Origin of the sequence: Citrobacter sp. Cu096 (assembly GCF_030332285.1) — a bacterium.
Taxonomy (GTDB): domain Bacteria; phylum Pseudomonadota; class Gammaproteobacteria; order Enterobacterales; family Enterobacteriaceae; genus Citrobacter; species Citrobacter meridianamericanus.
This window is the reverse complement of sequence record NZ_JAOWID010000022.1, coordinates 455,390-473,836: the sequence shown is the minus strand read 5'-3', so window position 1 is coordinate 473,836 and position 18,447 is coordinate 455,390. Positions and strand designations below refer to the sequence as shown.

General features: G+C 51.7%; 17 protein-coding genes, 1 tRNA gene and 1 pseudogene. 10 read left to right on the top strand and 9 right to left on the bottom strand.

Annotation, left to right across the window (positions count from 1 at the left end):
- Positions 1 to 237 precede the first annotated feature (237 nt).
- A pseudogene (locus OGX99_RS08930) lies at positions 238 to 579 on the top strand (aldo/keto reductase); the annotation flags it as partial.
- Between the two features lie 120 nt (positions 580 to 699).
- Here OGX99_RS08930 and yafC read toward each other — a convergent pair.
- Positions 700 to 1,614, bottom strand: coding sequence for a DNA-binding transcriptional regulator YafC (gene yafC, locus OGX99_RS08925; protein ID WP_151224173.1), 915 nt, complete (start codon positions 1,612 to 1,614; stop codon positions 700 to 702).
- Between the two features lie 104 nt (positions 1,615 to 1,718).
- Between yafC and OGX99_RS08920 the strand changes: the two genes are divergently transcribed.
- From OGX99_RS08920 to OGX99_RS08910, 3 genes are all read left to right on the top strand, one after another.
- Positions 1,719 to 2,894, top strand: coding sequence for an MFS transporter (locus tag OGX99_RS08920; protein WP_286543243.1), 1,176 nt, complete (start codon positions 1,719 to 1,721; stop codon positions 2,892 to 2,894).
- A gap of 131 nt (positions 2,895 to 3,025) precedes the next feature.
- Positions 3,026 to 3,826: an endonuclease/exonuclease/phosphatase family protein gene (locus OGX99_RS08915; protein WP_151218483.1), complete on the top strand. Its 801-nt coding sequence runs from the start codon at positions 3,026 to 3,028 to the stop codon at positions 3,824 to 3,826.
- A gap of 76 nt (positions 3,827 to 3,902) precedes the next feature.
- Positions 3,903 to 4,673 (top strand): class I SAM-dependent methyltransferase, encoded by a 771-nt coding sequence (locus OGX99_RS08910; protein WP_286543240.1) that lies wholly within the window; start codon positions 3,903 to 3,905, stop codon positions 4,671 to 4,673.
- A 49-nt stretch (positions 4,674 to 4,722) separates the two neighbouring features.
- Here OGX99_RS08910 and mltD read toward each other — a convergent pair whose 3' ends face one another.
- A complete protein-coding gene (gene mltD / locus OGX99_RS08905) occupies positions 4,723 to 6,081 on the bottom strand; it encodes a murein transglycosylase D (protein ID WP_187252998.1) in 1,359 nt (452 codons plus the stop codon).
- Positions 6,082 to 6,152: 71 nt separating this feature from the next.
- The gene (gene gloB / locus OGX99_RS08900; protein WP_286543238.1) at positions 6,153 to 6,908 is read right to left on the bottom strand and encodes a hydroxyacylglutathione hydrolase; all 756 of its coding nucleotides are present in this window, start codon (positions 6,906 to 6,908) and stop codon (positions 6,153 to 6,155) included.
- 33 nt (positions 6,909 to 6,941) lie between these two features.
- Here gloB and OGX99_RS08895 point away from each other — a divergent pair, with 33 nt between their 5' ends.
- A complete protein-coding gene (locus OGX99_RS08895) occupies positions 6,942 to 7,664 on the top strand; it encodes a class I SAM-dependent methyltransferase (protein WP_151224177.1) in 723 nt (240 codons plus the stop codon).
- Here OGX99_RS08895 and rnhA read toward each other — a convergent pair.
- Positions 7,661 to 8,128 (bottom strand): ribonuclease HI, encoded by a 468-nt coding sequence (rnhA, locus tag OGX99_RS08890; RefSeq protein WP_151224178.1) that lies wholly within the window; start codon positions 8,126 to 8,128, stop codon positions 7,661 to 7,663. The two genes, OGX99_RS08895 and rnhA, sit on opposite strands and share 4 nt — an antisense overlap.
- A gap of 64 nt (positions 8,129 to 8,192) precedes the next feature.
- On the opposite strand from rnhA, the gene dnaQ reads away from it, so the two are divergent.
- Positions 8,193 to 8,921, top strand: a complete 729-nt coding sequence (gene dnaQ, locus OGX99_RS08885) for a DNA polymerase III subunit epsilon (protein WP_187252996.1) — start codon at positions 8,193 to 8,195, stop codon at positions 8,919 to 8,921.
- A 134-nt stretch (positions 8,922 to 9,055) separates the two neighbouring features.
- Positions 9,056 to 9,132, top strand: a tRNA-Asp gene (locus OGX99_RS08880).
- 97 nt (positions 9,133 to 9,229) lie between these two features.
- On the opposite strand, the gene OGX99_RS08875 is transcribed toward OGX99_RS08880, so the two are convergent.
- The 3 genes from OGX99_RS08875 to fadE form a co-directional block, all read right to left on the bottom strand.
- Positions 9,230 to 9,640: a Spy/CpxP family protein refolding chaperone gene (locus OGX99_RS08875; protein WP_286543236.1), complete on the bottom strand. Its 411-nt coding sequence runs from the start codon at positions 9,638 to 9,640 to the stop codon at positions 9,230 to 9,232.
- A gap of 179 nt (positions 9,641 to 9,819) precedes the next feature.
- Positions 9,820 to 10,587 (bottom strand): amidohydrolase, encoded by a 768-nt coding sequence (locus tag OGX99_RS08870; RefSeq protein ID WP_286543233.1) that lies wholly within the window; start codon positions 10,585 to 10,587, stop codon positions 9,820 to 9,822.
- Between the two features lie 110 nt (positions 10,588 to 10,697).
- Positions 10,698 to 13,142 (bottom strand): acyl-CoA dehydrogenase FadE, encoded by a 2,445-nt coding sequence (gene fadE / locus OGX99_RS08865; RefSeq protein ID WP_003031392.1) that lies wholly within the window; start codon positions 13,140 to 13,142, stop codon positions 10,698 to 10,700.
- Between the two features lie 239 nt (positions 13,143 to 13,381).
- On the opposite strand from fadE, the gene lpcA reads away from it, so the two are divergent.
- Both lpcA and OGX99_RS08855 read left to right on the top strand, forming a co-directional pair.
- The gene (gene lpcA, locus OGX99_RS08860; protein ID WP_016151815.1) at positions 13,382 to 13,960 is read left to right on the top strand and encodes a D-sedoheptulose 7-phosphate isomerase; all 579 of its coding nucleotides are present in this window, start codon (positions 13,382 to 13,384) and stop codon (positions 13,958 to 13,960) included.
- 45 nt (positions 13,961 to 14,005) lie between these two features.
- Entirely contained in the window at positions 14,006 to 14,773 is a 768-nt protein-coding gene (locus OGX99_RS08855; RefSeq protein ID WP_038637544.1) for a class II glutamine amidotransferase, read from the top strand.
- On the opposite strand, the gene dpaA is transcribed toward OGX99_RS08855, so the two are convergent.
- Complete coding sequence (gene dpaA / locus OGX99_RS08850) at positions 14,744 to 15,484, bottom strand: peptidoglycan meso-diaminopimelic acid protein amidase (protein ID WP_003843847.1); 741 nt, start codon at positions 15,482 to 15,484, stop codon at positions 14,744 to 14,746. The genes OGX99_RS08855 and dpaA overlap by 30 nt on opposite strands.
- Before the next feature lie 397 nt (positions 15,485 to 15,881).
- Here dpaA and dinB point away from each other — a divergent pair, with 397 nt between their 5' ends.
- Positions 15,882 to 16,937, top strand: a complete 1,056-nt coding sequence (dinB, locus tag OGX99_RS08845; RefSeq protein WP_151218490.1) for a DNA polymerase IV — start codon at positions 15,882 to 15,884, stop codon at positions 16,935 to 16,937.
- A 51-nt stretch (positions 16,938 to 16,988) separates the two neighbouring features.
- Here dinB and pepD read toward each other — a convergent pair whose 3' ends face one another.
- Positions 16,989 to 18,446, bottom strand: a complete 1,458-nt coding sequence (gene pepD / locus OGX99_RS08840; RefSeq protein ID WP_151218491.1) for a cytosol nonspecific dipeptidase — start codon at positions 18,444 to 18,446, stop codon at positions 16,989 to 16,991.
- Between the last annotated feature and the right edge of the window lies 1 nt (position 18,447).

Genomic DNA, 18,447 nt, shown 5'->3' with positions numbered 1-18,447 from the left:
CGGTAGTTCAGTTGGTTAGAATACCTGCCTGTCACGCAGGGGGTCGCGGGTTCGAGTCCCGTCCGTTCCGCCACTTATTAAGAGCCCTGAGCATTAGCTCAGGGCTTTTTCTTTTCCTGCAATTTAATTATTGCTACATCTGCAAAAATCCTCTGCATTTATCACTCTTTTTCTATAAAGAGCTGAAGGCCATAATCTTTTTAATTAACGAACATAGTGATTATAAAGAGGAATTCTATGGCTATCCCTGCATTCGGTTTGGGCACTTTCCGCCTGAAAGATGACGTGGTTATCGCTTCTGTTAAAACGGCGCTTGAGCTGGGCTACCGTGCTGTCGACACTGCGCAAATCTATGATAATGAAGCGGCTGTGGGGTAGGTGATTGCCGAAAGCGGCGTACCGCGTAACGAGTTGTACCTCACCACCAAGATCTGGATTGAAAATCTTAGCAAAGACAAACTAATCCCAAGCCTGAAAGAAAGCCTGAAGAAACTGCGTACAGATTATGTTGATCTGACGCTGATCCACTGGCCATCTCCGGGCGATGCAGTATCCGTTAAGGAGTTCATGCTGGCGCTGGGTCTGCATCTGGATGGCGAAGATAAAAAAGCGATCGTAGCACTGGACTGCAACGATCGTCTTGTCAGCCCGGAAGGACTGGCTCCTGCCTGGGATTAATTGCTCGATCCTTTGTACTCTTTAACCCTCTTTCACAGCTCCTTCGGGAGCTGTTTTTATATATTCACTTAAAAAGTCTATAAATGCCCGAATGCGTGTACTGACCGCACGATCGCTGTAATAAACGGCGCTGAAAGGCATTTTGACCGGCAGACGTTTATCGGCCAGCAGTTCCACCAGTTCTCCCCGCGCAATCTCTTTATCAATCATATAATCTGAAAGACATGCGATGCCGTTACCGCTCAGACAAAGCTGTTTTAACGTTTCCCCGCTGTTGGAAGAAATCCCGCACTCAACCTCATGGAGCTGTCCATCGCTACAGGCAATCGGCCAGGTATTGAGTGAAACGGGTTCGGAAAACCCCAGACACAGATGCTGTTTTAGCTGTTCGATGGTCTCGGGCTTGCCAAAACGGGCAATATAGTCAGGGGACGCGATAATCTTGCGATAGCTGCTAAATAACGGGCGCGCACGCAGGCTCGAGTCAGTCAGGGTACCTGCTCGTATCGCGACATCCACTTTTCTTTCAATAAGATTGATGAACGTTTCTGAGGAGACAAGAGACAACGTCATCTCAGGATATCGCTCACGGAACGGTTTGATTAGCGGCATCAGGAAATGCAGCATCACCGGCGTTGCCGCATCGATACGCAGCAGACCGCGCGGAGTATTACGCGACTCCATGATTTCCGTTTCTGCGGCTGCCATCTCTTGCAGTATCTGCTGCACACGTCTGAAGTAACGCTCTCCTTCTTCAGTGAGACTTAGCTGCCGGGTCGTGCGATTAAGCAAACTTACGCCCAGTTTCATCTCCAGTTTTTTTACTGCCCGACTGATCGCAGAATTAGCCTGTCCGAGCTGTTCTGCTGCCCGGCTGAAACTGCCGCTTTCCACAACGGCCACAAAAATCGCAAGTTCATCGGATGTCGCTTTCATTTTTGCACCTGGAGCAAAATTATATTTAGATTTTGAATATTTTTGTCATTAAAACATCCCGGCATACTGCGTGTCATCTGATTACTGATGTTATGGAGTTATTTATGCCTCTCGCTTTATTTGCACTCACAATTAGTGCCTTCGCTATTGGGACGACTGAGTTTGTGATTGTTGGCCTGGTACCGACTATCGCGCAACAGCTGGGGATCTCGTTACCTTCCGCCGGACTGCTGGTTTCAATTTACGCGCTGGGTGTGGCGATTGGCGCACCGGTGCTAACCGCTCTCACCGGACGTCTGCCGCGTAAACAGTTACTTGTAGCGCTGATGGTCCTGTTTACGGCAGGGAATTTGCTGGCATGGCAAGCTCCCGGGTATATGACACTCATTGTCGCCCGTTTGCTGACGGGACTAGCTCACGGTGTATTTTTCTCGATTGGCTCTACTATCGCGACCAGTCTGGTGCCAAAAGAGAAAGCGGCTTCCTCCATTGCCATTATGTTTGGCGGCTTAACGGTGGCGCTGGTAACGGGTGTGCCGCTGGGTACGTTTATCGGTCAGCACTTTGGCTGGCGTGAGACTTTCCTTGCAGTATCAATGTTAGGCGTGATTGCGCTGATCAGCAGTCAACTGCTGATCCCCGCCAACATTCCCGGTCGTGCAGCCGCCAGCATTCGCGACCAGGTGAAAGTGCTGACTCATCCCCGTCTGTTGCTGATTTACGCTGTTACGGCACTGGGCTACGGCGGCGTGTTCACAGCATTTACCTTCATGGCACCGATGATGCAGGATCTGGCGGGATTCTCTCCGGCAGCAGTAAGCTGGATCTTACTGGGTTACGGCGTATCAGTGGCTATCGGCAATATCTGGGGCGGTAAGCTGGCGGATAAGCATGGTGCGGTTCCTGCGTTGAAATTCATTTTCGCCGCGCTGTTTGTTCTGCTGATGGTTTTCCAACTGACGGCTTCCACGCAATACGCCGCGCTGGTTACCATTCTGGTGATGGGGATCTTTGCCTTTGGCAACGTACCAGGGTTGCAGGTCTACGTGGTACAGAAAGCGGAACAATTTACGCCTAATGCTGTTGATGTGGCGTCAGGGTTGAATATTGCGGCGTTTAACATTGGCATTGCACTGGGTTCAGTGATTGGTGGACAAACGGTCGAGCATTATGGTCTGGCGCAGACGCCGTGGATTGGCGCACTTATTGTCCTGGTTGCTTTCCTGCTAATGTGGCTCAGCGGTCGTCTTGATAAGCCCGCGCGCGTTGTTTTGGGGTAAATCATTGATGTAAGCGCCCACTTACAAAACAAACTGCAATTGTTCGTTGAAAGTGACTGCTAAAATCCCTATAACAGAAGAACCAGTCCGGCTGCGGACTGGTTGACGTTACAGAGGTTTGAAAGTCTAAAGTGCGAAAAAACACCTATGCCATGCGTTATGTTGCCGGACAACCCGCCGAGCGGATTTTACCGCCAGGGTCGTTTGCGCATATTGGCCAGGCATTACCCGCAGGCGTACCGTTGAGCAGTGAAGATCGCATTCGCGTGCTGGTATGGAATATTTTTAAACAGCAGCGAGCTGAATGGCAGTCGGTGTTGAAGAATTTTGGCAAAGACGCGCATCTGGTGTTATTGCAGGAAGCGCAAACCACGCCAGAACTGGTGCAGTTTGCGACCGCTAATTATCTTGCGGCCGATCAGGTTCCGGCCTTTGTGCTGCCTCAGCATCCCTCTGGCGTTATGACGCTTTCCTCCGCTCACCCAGTATACTGTTGCCCATTGCGCGAGCGTGAGCCTATTTTACGGCTGGCGAAATCGGCGCTGGTGACGGTGTACCCGTTGCCTGACACTCGGTTGTTAATGGTGGTGAATATCCACGCGGTTAACTTTAGCCTTGGCGTTGATGTCTATAGTAAGCAATTACTTCCCATTGGCGATCAGATTGCTCATCACAGCGGCCCGGTGATCATGGCTGGCGATTTTAATGCCTGGAGCCGTCGACGGATGAATGCGCTGTACCGCTTTGCGCGTGAAATGTCGCTGCGCCAGGTGCGCTTTACCGACGATCAGCGTCGCCGCGCGTTTGGTCGTCCTCTCGATTTTGTGTTCTATCGCGGTCTGAACGTGAGTGAAGCCTCAGTGCTGGTTACCCGCGCATCCGACCATAACCCGCTACTCGTTGAATTCAGTCCCGGCAAACCTGAACAATAACGGTGTGTCAGGTCTGCCGTAGGGCAGGCCTGTGATGGTTGCCCTTCATTTTTCACAACAACCGAAGGACAACACAATGACAACACGCTCTCATCATGACAACGTCGAAAAGCAGTTTGGCTCTCAGGCAAATGCCTATTTAACCAGTGCGGTGCATGCCTCTGGTCGTGACTTGCAACGTCTGGCAGAAAGGCTGTCGGCATTTCCGCTGGCCCGCGTACTGGATATGGGATGCGGAGCGGGGCACGTCAGCTTTGTGGCTGCGCAACACGTAAAGCAGGTCGTGGCTTATGATTTATCGTCACAGATGCTTGAAGTGGTCTCTGAAGCGGCAAAAGACAGAGGTCTGGAAAATATCGTCACACAGCAGGGGTATGCTGAAAGCCTGCCATTTGAAGATGACGTATTTGATGTAGTGATTAGCCGCTATTCCGCGCATCACTGGCATGATGTCGGGAGTGCGCTGCGGGAAGTGAATCGCGTTCTGAAGTCCGGCGGTGTGCTGATTGTGATGGATGTGATGTCGCCAGGCCATCCTGTACGTGATATCTGGTTGCAAACCGTGGAGGCGTTACGTGATACCGCGCACGTCCGCAACTACTCCAGCGGAGAGTGGCTGTCATTAATCAATAACGCCAATCTGATTGCCGATACCTTGTTAACCGATCGTCTGCCGCTGGAGTTCAGTTCGTGGGTGGCGCGGATGCGCACGCCTGCAGCGTTGAGTGACGCGATTCGTGTTTACCAACAGAGTGCTTCTGCCGAAGTGAAAACCTATTTTGCGTTGCAGGAAGATGGCTCGTTTACCAGCGACACGATCATGGTTGAGGCGCATAAAGCGGGATAAATAAAAAAGGCACTGGGGGGAAGCCAGTGCCTTTATTTCTACAATACTATCAGGAGTCCGGCATGCCGTTGTTTTTCACAAACAACGTTAGCTGATCGCCAGGCTGCAGATTGTCCGTATCGTTGTTCCAGCGCATCACATCCTTGATGTTAACCCCGTGACGCTTGGCAATGCTCGACAGTGAGTCGCCTTTACGCACACGATAGGTGATGCTATCGCTGTTATTAGCTAACCGTTGTGCGCTGGTACCCGCACCTACCGTCAGACTTTGGCCCACTTTCAGCGACGACCCACGCAGATTATTCCACTGCTGCAGATCCTTCGTGCTCACGCCAAGACGTGCAGCGACGCCGGAAAGCGTATCGCCAGAGCGAACTTTGTAGCTACGGCTGTTCAGCGGCGTGTTATCCGCAACCAGCGTTGACTGTACGGCCGCAATCTCGCCTGAAGCCAGAGACTCACGCAGCTTCTCTGCATGCTTCTTTGGCACCATCACATATTGCGGGCCGCTTGCACCCAACGTGGAGCCTTTCACGCCAGCATTGAAGGTCTTCAACTTGCTGACGGAGATACCCGCCATATCGGCAACCTGAGCCATTTCAACCGGGCTACTCAAGCGAACACGTGCCAACGCGCGGCTTTCGTCTGTTGTTGGCAGACGCACGCCATAGCGTTTGCTGTTTTTGAGTATATCGCTCAATGCCAGCATTTTAGGCACATACAGCTTTGTTTCCTGAGGCAATGGCAACGACCAAAAGTCAGTGGGTTTACCACGGGCTTTGTTCGTTTTAATCGCCTTCATGACACGTCCTTCACCGCTATTATAAGCAGCTACGGTCAGCAGCCAGTCGCCATCAAACATCTTGTTCAGACGCTGCATCATGTCCAGTGCGGCGGTGGTGGAAGCCACAACGTCGCGACGTGCATCATAATTGCGGGTCTGTTTTAAACCATAATTGCGCCCCGTGCTCGGAATGATCTGCCAAATACCTGCGGCATTGGCGCCAGACGTTGCGTGAGGATCAAAAGCGCTCTCCACTATGGGTAGTAGTACCAGTTCCATTGGCATGTTACGTTTCTTAACCTGCCCGGCTATCCAGTACATATACGGCTCTGCCCGTAAAGTTACATCGTGGAGATAGCTCTTATTGCGTAAATACTTCTGTTTCTGTTCGCGAATCCGGCTGTTTTCCGGAATTCCCATCTTTAGCTCGTCACCAATGAAAGCCCACAAATCTTGATCAGCAGCGATAGACGTTCCGTCGTCCATCCATCGCGCCTGACTTGTAAACTTTCCTGCTTCCCCTTGACCAGCTGCAGAAAGGCTCTGTGCGTGTTGTTGGACGTTACCAGTATTCTGGCACCCAACAAGCAGGACAGAGGCGAGTAATATCGCTTTTGCCTTCATGTGTGTGTCAATAGTTGCTTAAAAGACGACCGATCATAACGGCGAAGTTTTCAAAAGGCAACCCGGAATTGTCAGAACGTATCTTTCTTTGACCTTAACCAGGCAAAACGCTCTTCAGGTTGTTGCAATATTGTTTCTTTGTTTATTTCATTAATTAAATCAATATCTTCCGTTCTTAAGAAAAGATTATTTCGTCGCTCATTTTTCAGAATTACGGGTAGTGTCATTTGTTTTTTTACCCGTAACTCATTAACTTTACGATAATATTCATTAATAAACGAATCGTGAGGCAGAATGCTTAAGGCAAACTTCATGTTTGCTAATGTGTATTCATGTGCACAACAAATTAACGTATCGTCAGGAAGTGAGTTTATTTTTTTAAGTGATTGATACATTTGAGATGCCGTTCCTTCGAACAGACGTCCGCAGCCGCCGGAAAAGAGCGTGTCGCCGCAAAATAAATAAGGGTGACTAAAGTAACAGATATGTCCTAAAGTGTGACCCGGCGTAGCAATTACCGTAAATTCATGCCCCAAAACCAGTGCATTATCGCCATCTTCAACTACGTGCGTCGTTCCCTTATCTTGCGTTTCAGCCGGTCCATACACCACTATTTGTGGGAAGTGTTGTAAAAGTTCTTTCACGCCGCCCACGTGATCCTGATGATGGTGGGTCAGCAGAATGGCATCAGGAACCCAGTTATGTTCTGCAATAGCTTTCAAAACGGGAGCTGCTTCGCCCGGGTCCACAATCAGACAATGCTTGTCATTATTCGACAGGACCCAGATGTAATTGTCCTGAAATGCAGGAATACTGTTAAGATTCATAGATTACCTCTCAATGCGTAACGGAAGGTTGTGATGAAACCGGCAAGGATCCCTCAAACTGTCGTAGCGCCCGTTAGCTGGAATGATTTGCCATGGGGCGAATACTATCGTGAGGCGCTGGAGTATCAGCTTAACCCGTGGTTCGCAAAAATGTACGGTTTTCATCTGCTTAAGATTGGTAATTTAAGCGCAGAAATCGATTCCGAAGCGTGCGCGGTTTCTCATCAGGTTAATGTTTCTTTGCAAGGGTCTCCCATGCAGGTGACGGCCGATCCTTTGCATCTACCTTTTGCCGATAAGTCTGTGGATGTCTGTTTATTGGCCCATACGCTACCGTGGTGTTCCGATCCCCATCGCTTATTGCGTGAGGCCGATCGCGTGCTTATTGATGACGGCTGGTTGATTCTGAGCGGTTTTAACCCGGTAAGCCTGATGGGATTGCGTAAACTGGTGCCCGTATTGCGTAAAACATCACCCTACAACAGCCGGATGTTTACGCTCATGCGGCAATTGGACTGGCTTTCATTGCTGAATTTTGAAGTGCTGCACTACAGCCGTTTTCACGTCCTGCCCTGGAATAAGAAGGGCGGAAAAATGTTAAGCGCCCATATTCCCGCGCTGGGATGTTTGCAACTGGTGGTTGCGCGTAAGCGAACCATTCCGCTCACGCTCAACCCGATGAAACAAAATAAAAGCAAAACGCCTATCCGCCAGGCCGTCGGCGCGACCCGGCAATACCGCAAACCCGACGCTTAAGCCTCAGCCTGATACCCAATATCATCCTGAGTTGGACGCATGGCTGCGGTGCGCGCAAGCTCATCGCAGCGTTCGTTTTCCGGATGACCCGCATGGCCTTTCACCCACTCCCATTTGATTTGATGCGGCCCCAGCGCGGTATCCAGACGTTTCCATAGATCGACGTTCTTCACCGGCTTTTTATCTGCGGTTTTCCAGCCGCGCTTCTTCCAGTTGTGGATCCACTGCGTAATGCCCTGACGCACATACTGGCTGTCTGTGCTGAGTATCACTTCACACTGTTCTTTCAGGGCTTCCAGCGCAACGATTGCCGCCATTAGCTCCATGCGATTATTGGTGGTGAGGTTGTAGCCTTCGCTAAAGGTTTTTTCGCGCCCGCGATAGCGTAAAATCGCTCCGTAACCACCTGGCCCCGGATTTCCCAGGCAAGAACCGTCGGTGAAAATTTCTACCTGTTTAAGCATCTCTGGTAGACTTCCTGTTTTAGCAAATCGAAATCAAACGATAAGTCTGACATAAATGACCGTTATGAGCACTGGAATTACACGACAGGTAGTCCTCGATACCGAAACCACCGGTATGAACCAGATTGGTGCCCACTACGAAGGCCACAAGATCATTGAGATCGGTGCGGTTGAAGTGGTGAACCGCCGCCTGACCGGGAATAACTTCCACGTTTACCTGAAGCCGGATCGGCTGGTGGACCCGGAAGCATTTGGCGTGCATGGCATCGCTGACGAGTTCCTGCTCGATAAACCTACGTTTGCCGATGTGGCCGATGAGTTTCTCGACTACATTCGCGGCGCGGAGCTGGTCATCCATAACGCATCGTTTGATATTGGCTTTATGGATTACGAATTCGCTAAGCTCAAGCGGGATATTCCGAAGACCAACGAATTCTGCAAAATAACCGATAGCCTGGCGCTGGCGAGGAAAATGTTTCCTGGCAAGCGCAACAGCCTTGATGCATTGTGCTCACGCTATGAAATAGACAACAGTAAACGTACCTTGCACGGCGCATTGCTCGATGCTCAGATTCTGGCCGACGTTTATCTGATGATGACCGGTGGGCAGACAACGATGGCGTTCTCAATGGAAGGTGACAGCCAGCAGCAGAATGACACGGGGATCCAGCGCATTGTGCGACAGTCCAGCAAACTACGCGTTGTTTTCGCCACTGATGAAGAGTTAGCGGCCCATGAGTCGCGCCTTGACCTGGTGCAGAAGAAAGGCGGAAGTTGCCTCTGGCGGGCATAGTTTGTACGTTTTTCGTATGGAAATGACCATTCGGGTGATTTTTGCAGCAAACGATTAAAAATCGTGAGAAAAAGCGTTGACGAGGCGCGAGGCAATCCGTAATATTCGCTTCGTTCCCAAGCGGAACACAACGCGGAGTGGTAGTTCAGTTGGTTAGAATACCTGCCTGTCACGCAGGGGGTCGCGGGTTCGAGTCCCGTCCATTCCGCCAATATTCAGAAAGCCTGAGTCAGAAATGATTCAGGCTTTCGTCGTTTTAACCCAGAAAAATAAAAGCCTGCAACCATGTGTTATTGCAGGCTTCGCTGTTACTCGCTCAGCGTCTGCGCGATATCTTTTTGTACCTGCTGGCGCTGTGCTGGAGTCAGCACTTTGTTCAGATCAAAATAGTATTTCACGCGGTAATAACGCGCTTGCTGTTCGATATTGCTGAACGCGGAAAGCTGTTTTTTGACGGCAGCTTCATCCCATTTCCCGGACTTGATGACGTCAATCAACGCGCCGCCTTTCACATCCTTCACCGAAATCTGCCCGACATTGGTTTCAAGCTGCTGGTGCAGTTTTTTAATCTGCGCAACCTGGTCAGTGCTCAGCTTAAGATGCTGTACTATCGGATCCTGGGCAGGAGCCGGAACATTAGATGTGGTTGCTGCAAACGTGCTAAAAGACGCGCCAGCCACGGTAACTGCCAGCAAAGTCATGCGTACGGAGTTCTTCATTATTGCAATCCTGAGAAGGGAATTATCGACAATATTTGCCACTTGTCGGTTACGAGTAATTATCCCTGGCAGGATACGTTGCCAGAAGCGTGTCGCCACGCGAATTTGTTTTGCGGTTGGTTACGGAGTGAAACAATCCCGCCACGGAAAATGTTCCGCAGCGGGAGGGTTGGCGATATTTATAGTGTGAACGGGTCGGCATCCTGCCAGGCGGGAAACTTTTCGCGATACTCACGCAGCGCCGAGAGAGACAGTTCAGCGTCAATACGCGCGGCCTGATGCGGTTCGGCGGTGGCAATAATCTCACCCTGCGGATTAATCACCCGGCTGTCGCCGCGATAATGATGTCCGTTACCGTCAGTGCCCACGCGGTTACATCCTGCTACATAAGCCTGGTTCTCAATCGCCCGGGCGGTGAGCAAAACCTGCCAGTGCAGCGAACGCGGCGCCGGCCAGTTGGCAACATACAATGCCAGGTCGTAGTCGCCGCGGTTGCGTGACCACACCGGAAAACGCAGGTCATAACAGACCAACGGCAGAATACGCCAGCCGCGCCATTCAATAATCACCCGCGCGTCACCGGCCTGATAATACTGATGCTCATCCGCCATACGGAACAGATGGCGCTTGTCGTAGAAATGCACATTACCTTCGGGTTCAACCAGCAAAAAACGATTCACCGGCCCCCGTTCAGACTGTATCGCCGCGCTACCTGCTATCAGGGCATTTGTCTGCTGCGCTTTGCTACGCATCCAGCTTACAACTTCTTCTTGCGGCAACGATTTATTTGCCGCTTCCATGGCAAATCCGCTGGTAAACATCTCAGGCAATACAATGACATCACGTCCGGCGACGGTTTCCAGTTGTCGGTCAAAATGGCGCAGGTTGGCTGGGCCATCCATCCAGCTCAGTGGTTGTTGCAGCAGCGTAATTTTCAAACCAGGCACGATCGAGGCTCCTCGTTGAACAATATTTTGACACTGTAGCATGAGCATTAATGAAAATGTGGCAATAAAAAGCCCCGCATTAAGCGGGGCTAAACGTCGTGCGAGTGTCGTTATGCGGCTTCGACTTTACGCACTTTCTCTGGCAGCTTTACCGGCTGAGTCGCCAGCTCCTCGGGTTCAAAGTCATCCACGTTGATACTGCGCAGGCGGCTCGCTTCGGCTTTCACCAGAATCGCGGCTTCATCTTTATCAATCAGCCCTTTCGCCAGCGCATTGTGCGCCAGTTCGTCGAGACGGGTAAATGGCAGGTTTTTACCCAACTCTTTACAGATCCGCTGGTGGATTGGGTCGGCTGCAATCACGTCCAGCAGCGCCTCTTCCAGCAAACCAACCGGGTTATGCTCGCTTGGCGTCAGATATTGACCGCGACCAATACGAGAACGAGTAGCGCTCGGAACCTGCAAAATCTTCGCGACTTTATGATCCAATTTGTCAGACGGTGCATGGTAGTGGCGACCGGTAGGGAAGATAACCACATTCAGCAAGCCCGCGACCAGACGGTTCGGGAAGTTCTTCAGCAGATCGTCCATCGCCTGTTCCGCTTTGTACAACGCATCCTGAACGCCCCAGTGAACCAACGGCAGGTCCGCTTCATGACGGCCTTCGTCGTCATAACGCTTCAGCACCGCGGAGGCCAGATACAGCTGACTTAACACATCGCCCAGACGTGCGGAGATACGTTCACGACGCTTCAGACTACCGCCCAGTACAGCCATCGACACATCTGAAAGTAGGGCCAGGTTGGCGCTCAGACGGTTCAGGTGCTGGTAGTAACGTTTGGTCGCATCGCCAGTTGGCGTGCTGCTGGTTAAACCACGCGTCAGGCCAAGCCAGAAGCTACGCACTTTGTTACTGCCGACGTGACCAATGTGTTTGAACAGCAGTTTGTCGAAGGCATTCACATCGTTACTCTGTGCCGCCGCCATTTCTTCCAAAACGTACGGATGGCAGCGAATCGCACCCTGACCGAAGATCATCATGCTACGGGTCAGAATGTTGGCGCCCTCAACGGTAATGGCGATCGGCGCGCCCTGATAAGCACGAGCGAGGAAGTTGCTTTCCCCAAGCATAATGCCTTTACCGCCAGTAATATCCATTGCATCGATGATTGATTGCTGCCCACGGTGGGTACAGTGATACTTCACGATGGCCGACAGCACAGCCGGTTTTTCACCCAGCATAATGCCGTAGGTAATCAGCGATGCCGCAGCATCCATCACGTAGGCGTTACCCGCAATACGTGCCAACGGTTCTTCAATACCTTCCATCTTACCGATAGAGATTTTGAACTGGCGACGAATGTGCGCATACGCACCGGTTGCCATCGCGACCGACTTCACGCCGCCCGTCGAGTTAGACGGCAGGGTAATACCGCGTCCTACGGACAGACATTCCACCAGCATACGCCAGCCCTGACCGGCCATTTTTGGGCCACCGATGATGTAATCAATCGGTACGAAGACATCTTTACCCAGCGTTGGGCCGTTCTGGAAAGGTACGTTCAGTGGGAAGTGACGACGTCCAATTTGTACACCCGGCGTTGAGGTTGGGATCAGCGCACAGGTAATGCCAAGATCTTCTTCGCCACCCAGCAGTTTTTCCGGGTCGGAGAGTTTAAATGCCAGACCCAGCACGGTAGCGATAGGCGCTAGCGTGATATAGCGTTTGTTCCAGGTCAGGCGCATACCCAGCACCTGCTGCCCCTGCCAGTCACCCATACAAACCACGCCGGTATCCGGGATCGCGCCTGCGTCGGAACCCGCTTCTGGGCTGGTCAGGGCGAAGCATGGGATCTCCTGACCACGTGCCAGACGCGGCAGGTAATGATTCTTCTGCTCTTCGGTGCCGTAATGCTGCAGCAGTTCGCCAGGGCCTAATGAGTTAGGTACGCCAACGGTGATCGCCAGGATCCCGGAAACGCCGGAGAGTTTTTGCAGAACGCGAGCCTGAGCGTAGGCGGAGAATTCCAGCCCGCCGTACTCTTTCTTAATGATCATTGCGAAGAAGCGGTGTTCTTTTAGATATGCCCACAGCTCCGGCGGTAGATCCGCGAGTTCGTGGGTGATCTGGAAGTCGTTCGCCATGCGGCAGGCCTCTTCCACCGGGCCATCAATAAACGCTTGTTCTTCAGCAGTCAGATGTGGCTGAGGATAGTTATGCAGTTTTTTCCAGTCTGGCTTGCCCTGGAAAAGGTCGCCTTCCCACCAGGTCGTACCGGCATCAATCGCTTCTTTCTCAGTGCGCGACATCGGTGGCATGACCTTACGGAAACCGCGGAACACCGGCGCAGAGATCATGGATTTGCGCATCGGCGTAAAGTTAAACGGTACGAGGATAATGGCCAGAGGAACCAGCAGCCAGACTGACCACAGGCCAGCTACGCCAAGCGCAGCCGTCCAGGCGAGCAAAATTAAGCTGCTGAGGAATAAGCTCACGCGGTGATAAAACAGAACGCTGAGCAGGACAACCGTAGCGATAATACTCAAAATCATCATAACGAAAAGCTCCCTTGCTTGTAGGAGGTCTGACCACTTGTGATGATATGGTTGTAGTGGATGTAAATTCTTTTAGCAATGTGTTTACAAAATAATTACAACAAAGCTCACATTGTTGCTGTTTTAACCGGCACAAAAAATCAAAAGCCGTAGCCATTCCTGTGGCTTGTACTTCTCGCTGGTAGCGCTATCCGGTACACTGCACCTTGTCATTTACATTCATGCTGAAGGATATCCTCATGTACCAGGATCTTATTCGTAACGAACTGAGCGAAGCGGCGGAAACGCTGGCTAATTTTCTTAAAGATGACGCCAATATTCACGCCATTCAGCGCGCGGCGGTCCTGTTGGCAGACAGCTTTAAAGCGGGCGGTAAGGTACTTTCTTGCGGTAACGGCGGCTCCCATTGTGACGCGATGCACTTCGCCGAAGAGCTGACCGGACGCTATCGCGAAAACCGCCCTGGCTACCCGGCGATCGCTATCTCTGACGTTAGCCATATCTCCTGCGTCAGCAACGATTTCGGTTACGATTATGTGTTCTCCCGTTATGTGGAAGCTGTGGGTCGCGAGGGCGATGTCCTGTTAGGCATCTCCACTTCGGGTAACTCCGGTAACGTGATTAAAGCGATTGCTGCGGCGCGTGAGAAGGGAATGAAAGTCATCACCCTGACCGGCAAAGATGGCGGTAAAATGGCAGGCAGCGCGGATATCGAAATTCGCGTGCCGCACTTTGGCTACGCTGACCGCATTCAGGAAATTCATATCAAAGTTATTCATATCCTGATCCAGTTGATCGAAAAAGAGATGGTTAAATAAGACTTCGCTGGGGGCTCGTCGCCCCCGCTGTTGTGGAGGTGATATATGTGCGAACTGCTCGGGATGAGCGCCAATGTGCCAACCGATATCTGCTTTAGCTTCACCGGGTTGGTTCAGCGCGGCGGAGGTACCGGTCCGCACAAAGACGGCTGGGGGATTACTTTTTATGAAGGTAAGGGCTGCCGTACGTTTAAAGATCCGCAACCCAGCTTTAATTCGCCTATCGCCAAACTGGTACAAGACTATCCCATCAAATCCTGTTCTGTGATTGCCCATATTCGTCAGGCGAACCGTGGCGAAGTGGCACTGGAAAATACCCATCCATTTACGCGAGAGCTGTGGGGACGTAACTGGACGTACGCTCATAACGGCCAGCTCAGCGGCTATAAATCGTTGGAAACCGGTAATTTCCGTCCGGTCGGGGAAACCGACAGCGAAAAAGCATTTTGCTGGCTACTGCATAAGCTGACTGAGCGCTATCCACGCACGCCTGGCAATATGACGGCAGTATTTAAGTATATCGCGGTGCTGGCAGGAGAACTGCGAGAGAAGGGGGTCTTCAACATGCTGCTGTCTGACGGGCGTTATGTGATGGCCTTCTGTTCGACCAACCTGTTTTGGATCACCCGGCGTGCGCCATTTGGTGTAGCGACGTTGCTGGATCAGGATGTGGAAATCGATTTTAGCTCAGAGACCACACCCAATGATGTGGTCACCGTGATTGCCACGCAGCCGTTAACCGGCAATGAAACCTGGCAAAAGATTATGCCAGGCGAGTGGGCATTATTTTGTCTCGGGGAGCGCGTAGTTTGATGCCAGCTGCGGCTGGACCACTTCGTGACTCAACGGCTTGCTGATAACGTAACGGCCATCTACGACGGAAACTGTTGGTGGCTTACGCGTTTGTTCGAAGTAATCGTATCCCGGTTTTAGCTGTGACCAGAACTCTTTGTAATACGAGAATTTATGGCGCTGCATGTTGGCGTCGGTCATACGGAACGGATAAATGCTGACCTGCACGCTGGACTGCCCAAACACCAGCGCACCGGTGACAAACTGGAAAATCTCATCAATGCCGTTATCGGTCATCGCGTAGCAGCCGACGGAAACGCAGGCACCGTGAATCATCAGGTATTTACCTTCATAACCGTGTGCGCGGTCGTAGGCGTTAGGGAAACCAATGTTAATCGCTTTGTAAAAGCGGCTATCCGGTTTCAGCTGTCCGCGCTGTACGCTGTAAAATCCTTCCGGACTTTTGAAATCACCCTGACGCTGTTTCGGCCCTAAGCCGCCGGAATAATTGCAGATCTTATAACTGTCGAGCAATTGATACTGTTCGCCCATCTTGACGTACAGATCCAACGTTCGCTCTTCTTTGAAGATCTGGATATAGACAGGGGAGCCCATTAATTGTTGCTTATATTCTTTGCTGACAGGCGTAGTCGGGCTGCTGCTGCTCAGCAAACCGGCAAACGAAACGCACGGCAATAAAAGCATCGCAAGAAAAAATGCGATTTTACGCATACTACTTATTCCTTGATAAAACGATTACACACGCCAGGACGGCAAAAAGAGTCCCCAAATCGGATAAATCTGGATCTGGAGCGCTCACATTATCACCCAGAGAGTTTTTCGCAAGTCTCTCGTGCTGCGTTTACACTTTAGATTTTCTTTATACGGAAAATTGTGCTTAAAGTCTGTCAGGCGTGGCGTATTTTGTGGGTTAGCGAACTTTATGGTACACCGAACCTCATGAGTTAAATGAGACGCTGCGCGAGCGTGTGTACGCGACGGACAATTTGTGCGTTATCTGTGTGATGCGCGCTTTGTGATGAATGGACACGCACTGACGTTGCAGAGGAACTGACTTCTCATGTCGCAAAAATACTGTATACTTAAACAGTGTTGTGAGAGGTGAGTCATGCGCAAAATCATACATGTCGATATGGACTGCTTTTTCGCGGCGGTGGAAATGCGTGATAATCCCGCCCTGCGTGACATTCCCATTGCCATTGGCGGCAGTCGTGAACGCCGCGGGGTTATCAGCACAGCCAATTATCCGGCGCGTAAATTTGGCGTGCGCAGCGCAATGCCAACCGGAATGGCGTTAAAGCTGTGCCCGCATCTTACCCTGTTACCCGGTCGTTATGAGGCATACAAAGAAGCGTCATGCCAGATTCAGGCGATCTTCTCCCGCTATACCTCGCTGATTGAACCGCTTTCGCTGGATGAAGCCTACCTGGATGTCACCGACAGCGTTTACTGCCACGGCTCCGCGACGCTGATCGCCCAGGAGATCCGCCAGACGATCTTCAATGAACTACAGCTAACCGCCTCTGCGGGGATTGCGCCGGTTAAATTCCTGGCAAAAATCGCCTCCGATCTTAATAAACCCAACGGGCAATATGTGATAACCCCTGCTGATGTCCCTGAATTTCTCAAAACGTTACCGCTGGGGAAAATTCCTGGCGTCGGTAAAGTCTCCGCCGCTAAGCTGGAGTCGATGGGATTGCGTACCTGCGAAGATATTCAAAAATACGATCTGGCTACGCTGCTCAAACGTTTTGGTAAGTTTGGCCGTGTGTTGTGGGAGCGCAGTCAGGGAATTGACGAGCGGGACGTCAACAGCGACAGGCTGCGCAAATCCGTCGGCGTCGAGCGGACACTGGCGGAAGATATTCATCAGTGGTCAGAGTGTGAAGCGATTATTGAGCGGCTCTATCCCGAACTGGAACGGCGTCTGGCAAAGGTTAAGCCGGATCTCCTGATCGCCCGCCAGGGAATAAAACTCAAGTTTAATGATTTTCAGCAGACCACTCAGGAGCATGTCTGGCCGCGCTTAAATAAAGACGACTTAATTGCGACGGCACACAAAACCTGGGAAGCACGTCGGGGAGGGCGAGGTGTGAGGCTGGTGGGGTTACACGTCACGCTGCTGGATCCACAAATAGAAAGGCAGCTGTTATTGGGGCTGTGACATAGATGCATTGCCGGATAAGCACAGCGCCATCCGGCATTTAACGCAGACTTACTTCGCCGGAATAGACTTCAGCAGTTCAGTCAGCAGCGTCCAGTAGTGGCCGACGCTTTCGATATGAACCTGCTCATCCGGGGAGTGCGGACCGGTGATGGTTGGCCCGATGGAAACCATGTCCATTTCCGGATACGGTTTTTTGAACAGGCCACATTCCAGACCAGCATGGATGATCTGAATGTTCGGCGTTTTATTGAACAAACGCTGATAGGTTTCACGAACCAGGTGCATAACCGGAGAGTTTGCATCCGGCTGCCAGCCTGGATACGCGCCTTTGGCTTCAGTTTTGGCGCCAGCCAGTTTACCCAGTGAATCCAGCATGCTCACCACGTAGTCTTTACCGCTGTCGATCAGCGAACGTACTAAGCAGTGGATCTGGACATTATCGTCAGTCATAGTTACCACACCGACGTTCAGGGAGGTTTCTACCACGCCTTTGGCGACGTCGGAGTTGCGGATCACACCGTTAGGGGTGGCGTTCAGCAGACGTACAAAGCTGTCGCGAGACTGTGCGGTTAGCGCGGCTTTGTCGTTAGTAACGGCATCCAGCAGCAGAGCCAGATTTTTCTCTTTAGCTTCCAGCTCGTTTTTCAGGATTTCCTGGTAGGTGCTGACCAGCGCTTTTAACGCATCAACTTTATCTGCAGCCACGGCGAGGGTAGCGAAGGCTTCACGCGGAATCGCATTGCGCAGCGTACCGCCGTTGAAATCAACCAGACGCAGATCCAACTCTTCAGCGTGACCCGCCAGGAAGCGTACCAGCAGCTTGTTCGCGTTGCCGAGACCCACGTGGATTTCACCGCCGGAGTGGCCACCTTTCAGACCTTTTAACGTCAGCTTAAAGCTCTGGAAGCCAGCCGGGATTGCTTCACGGGACAGCGGCAGGTTAGAGGTAAAGTCGATCCCACCTGCGCAACCCATATAGATCTCACCTTCTTCTTCTGAGTCGGTGTTGATCAGGATATCCGCCTGCAGCCAGTTAGCCTGCAGACCAAATGCGCCATCCATACCTGCTTCTTCGGTCATGGTCAGCAGGACTTCCAGCGGACCGTGTACCACATTGTCATCAGCCAGAACGGCCAGCGCGGACGCCATACCGATACCGTTATCCGCACCCAGCGTGGTGCCACGGGCTTTTACCCATTCGCCATCAATATAAGGCTGGATAGGATCTTTGGTGAAGTCGTGCACGGTGTCGTTGTTTTTCTGCGGGACCATATCCAGGTGCGCCTGCAGGACGACCGGCTTGCGGTTTTCCATTCCTGCGGTAGCGGGTTTGCGAATCAGGATATTACCGACTTGATCGCGCTCGACGTGGAAACCTTTCTCTTGGGCCCAGCTAAGAATGTGTTCAGCGAGCTGCTCTTCATGGTAGGACGGATGAGGAATAGAACAGATTTTGGCAAAAATATCCCACAGCGGTTGTGGGGATAACTGAGACAGTTCAGACACG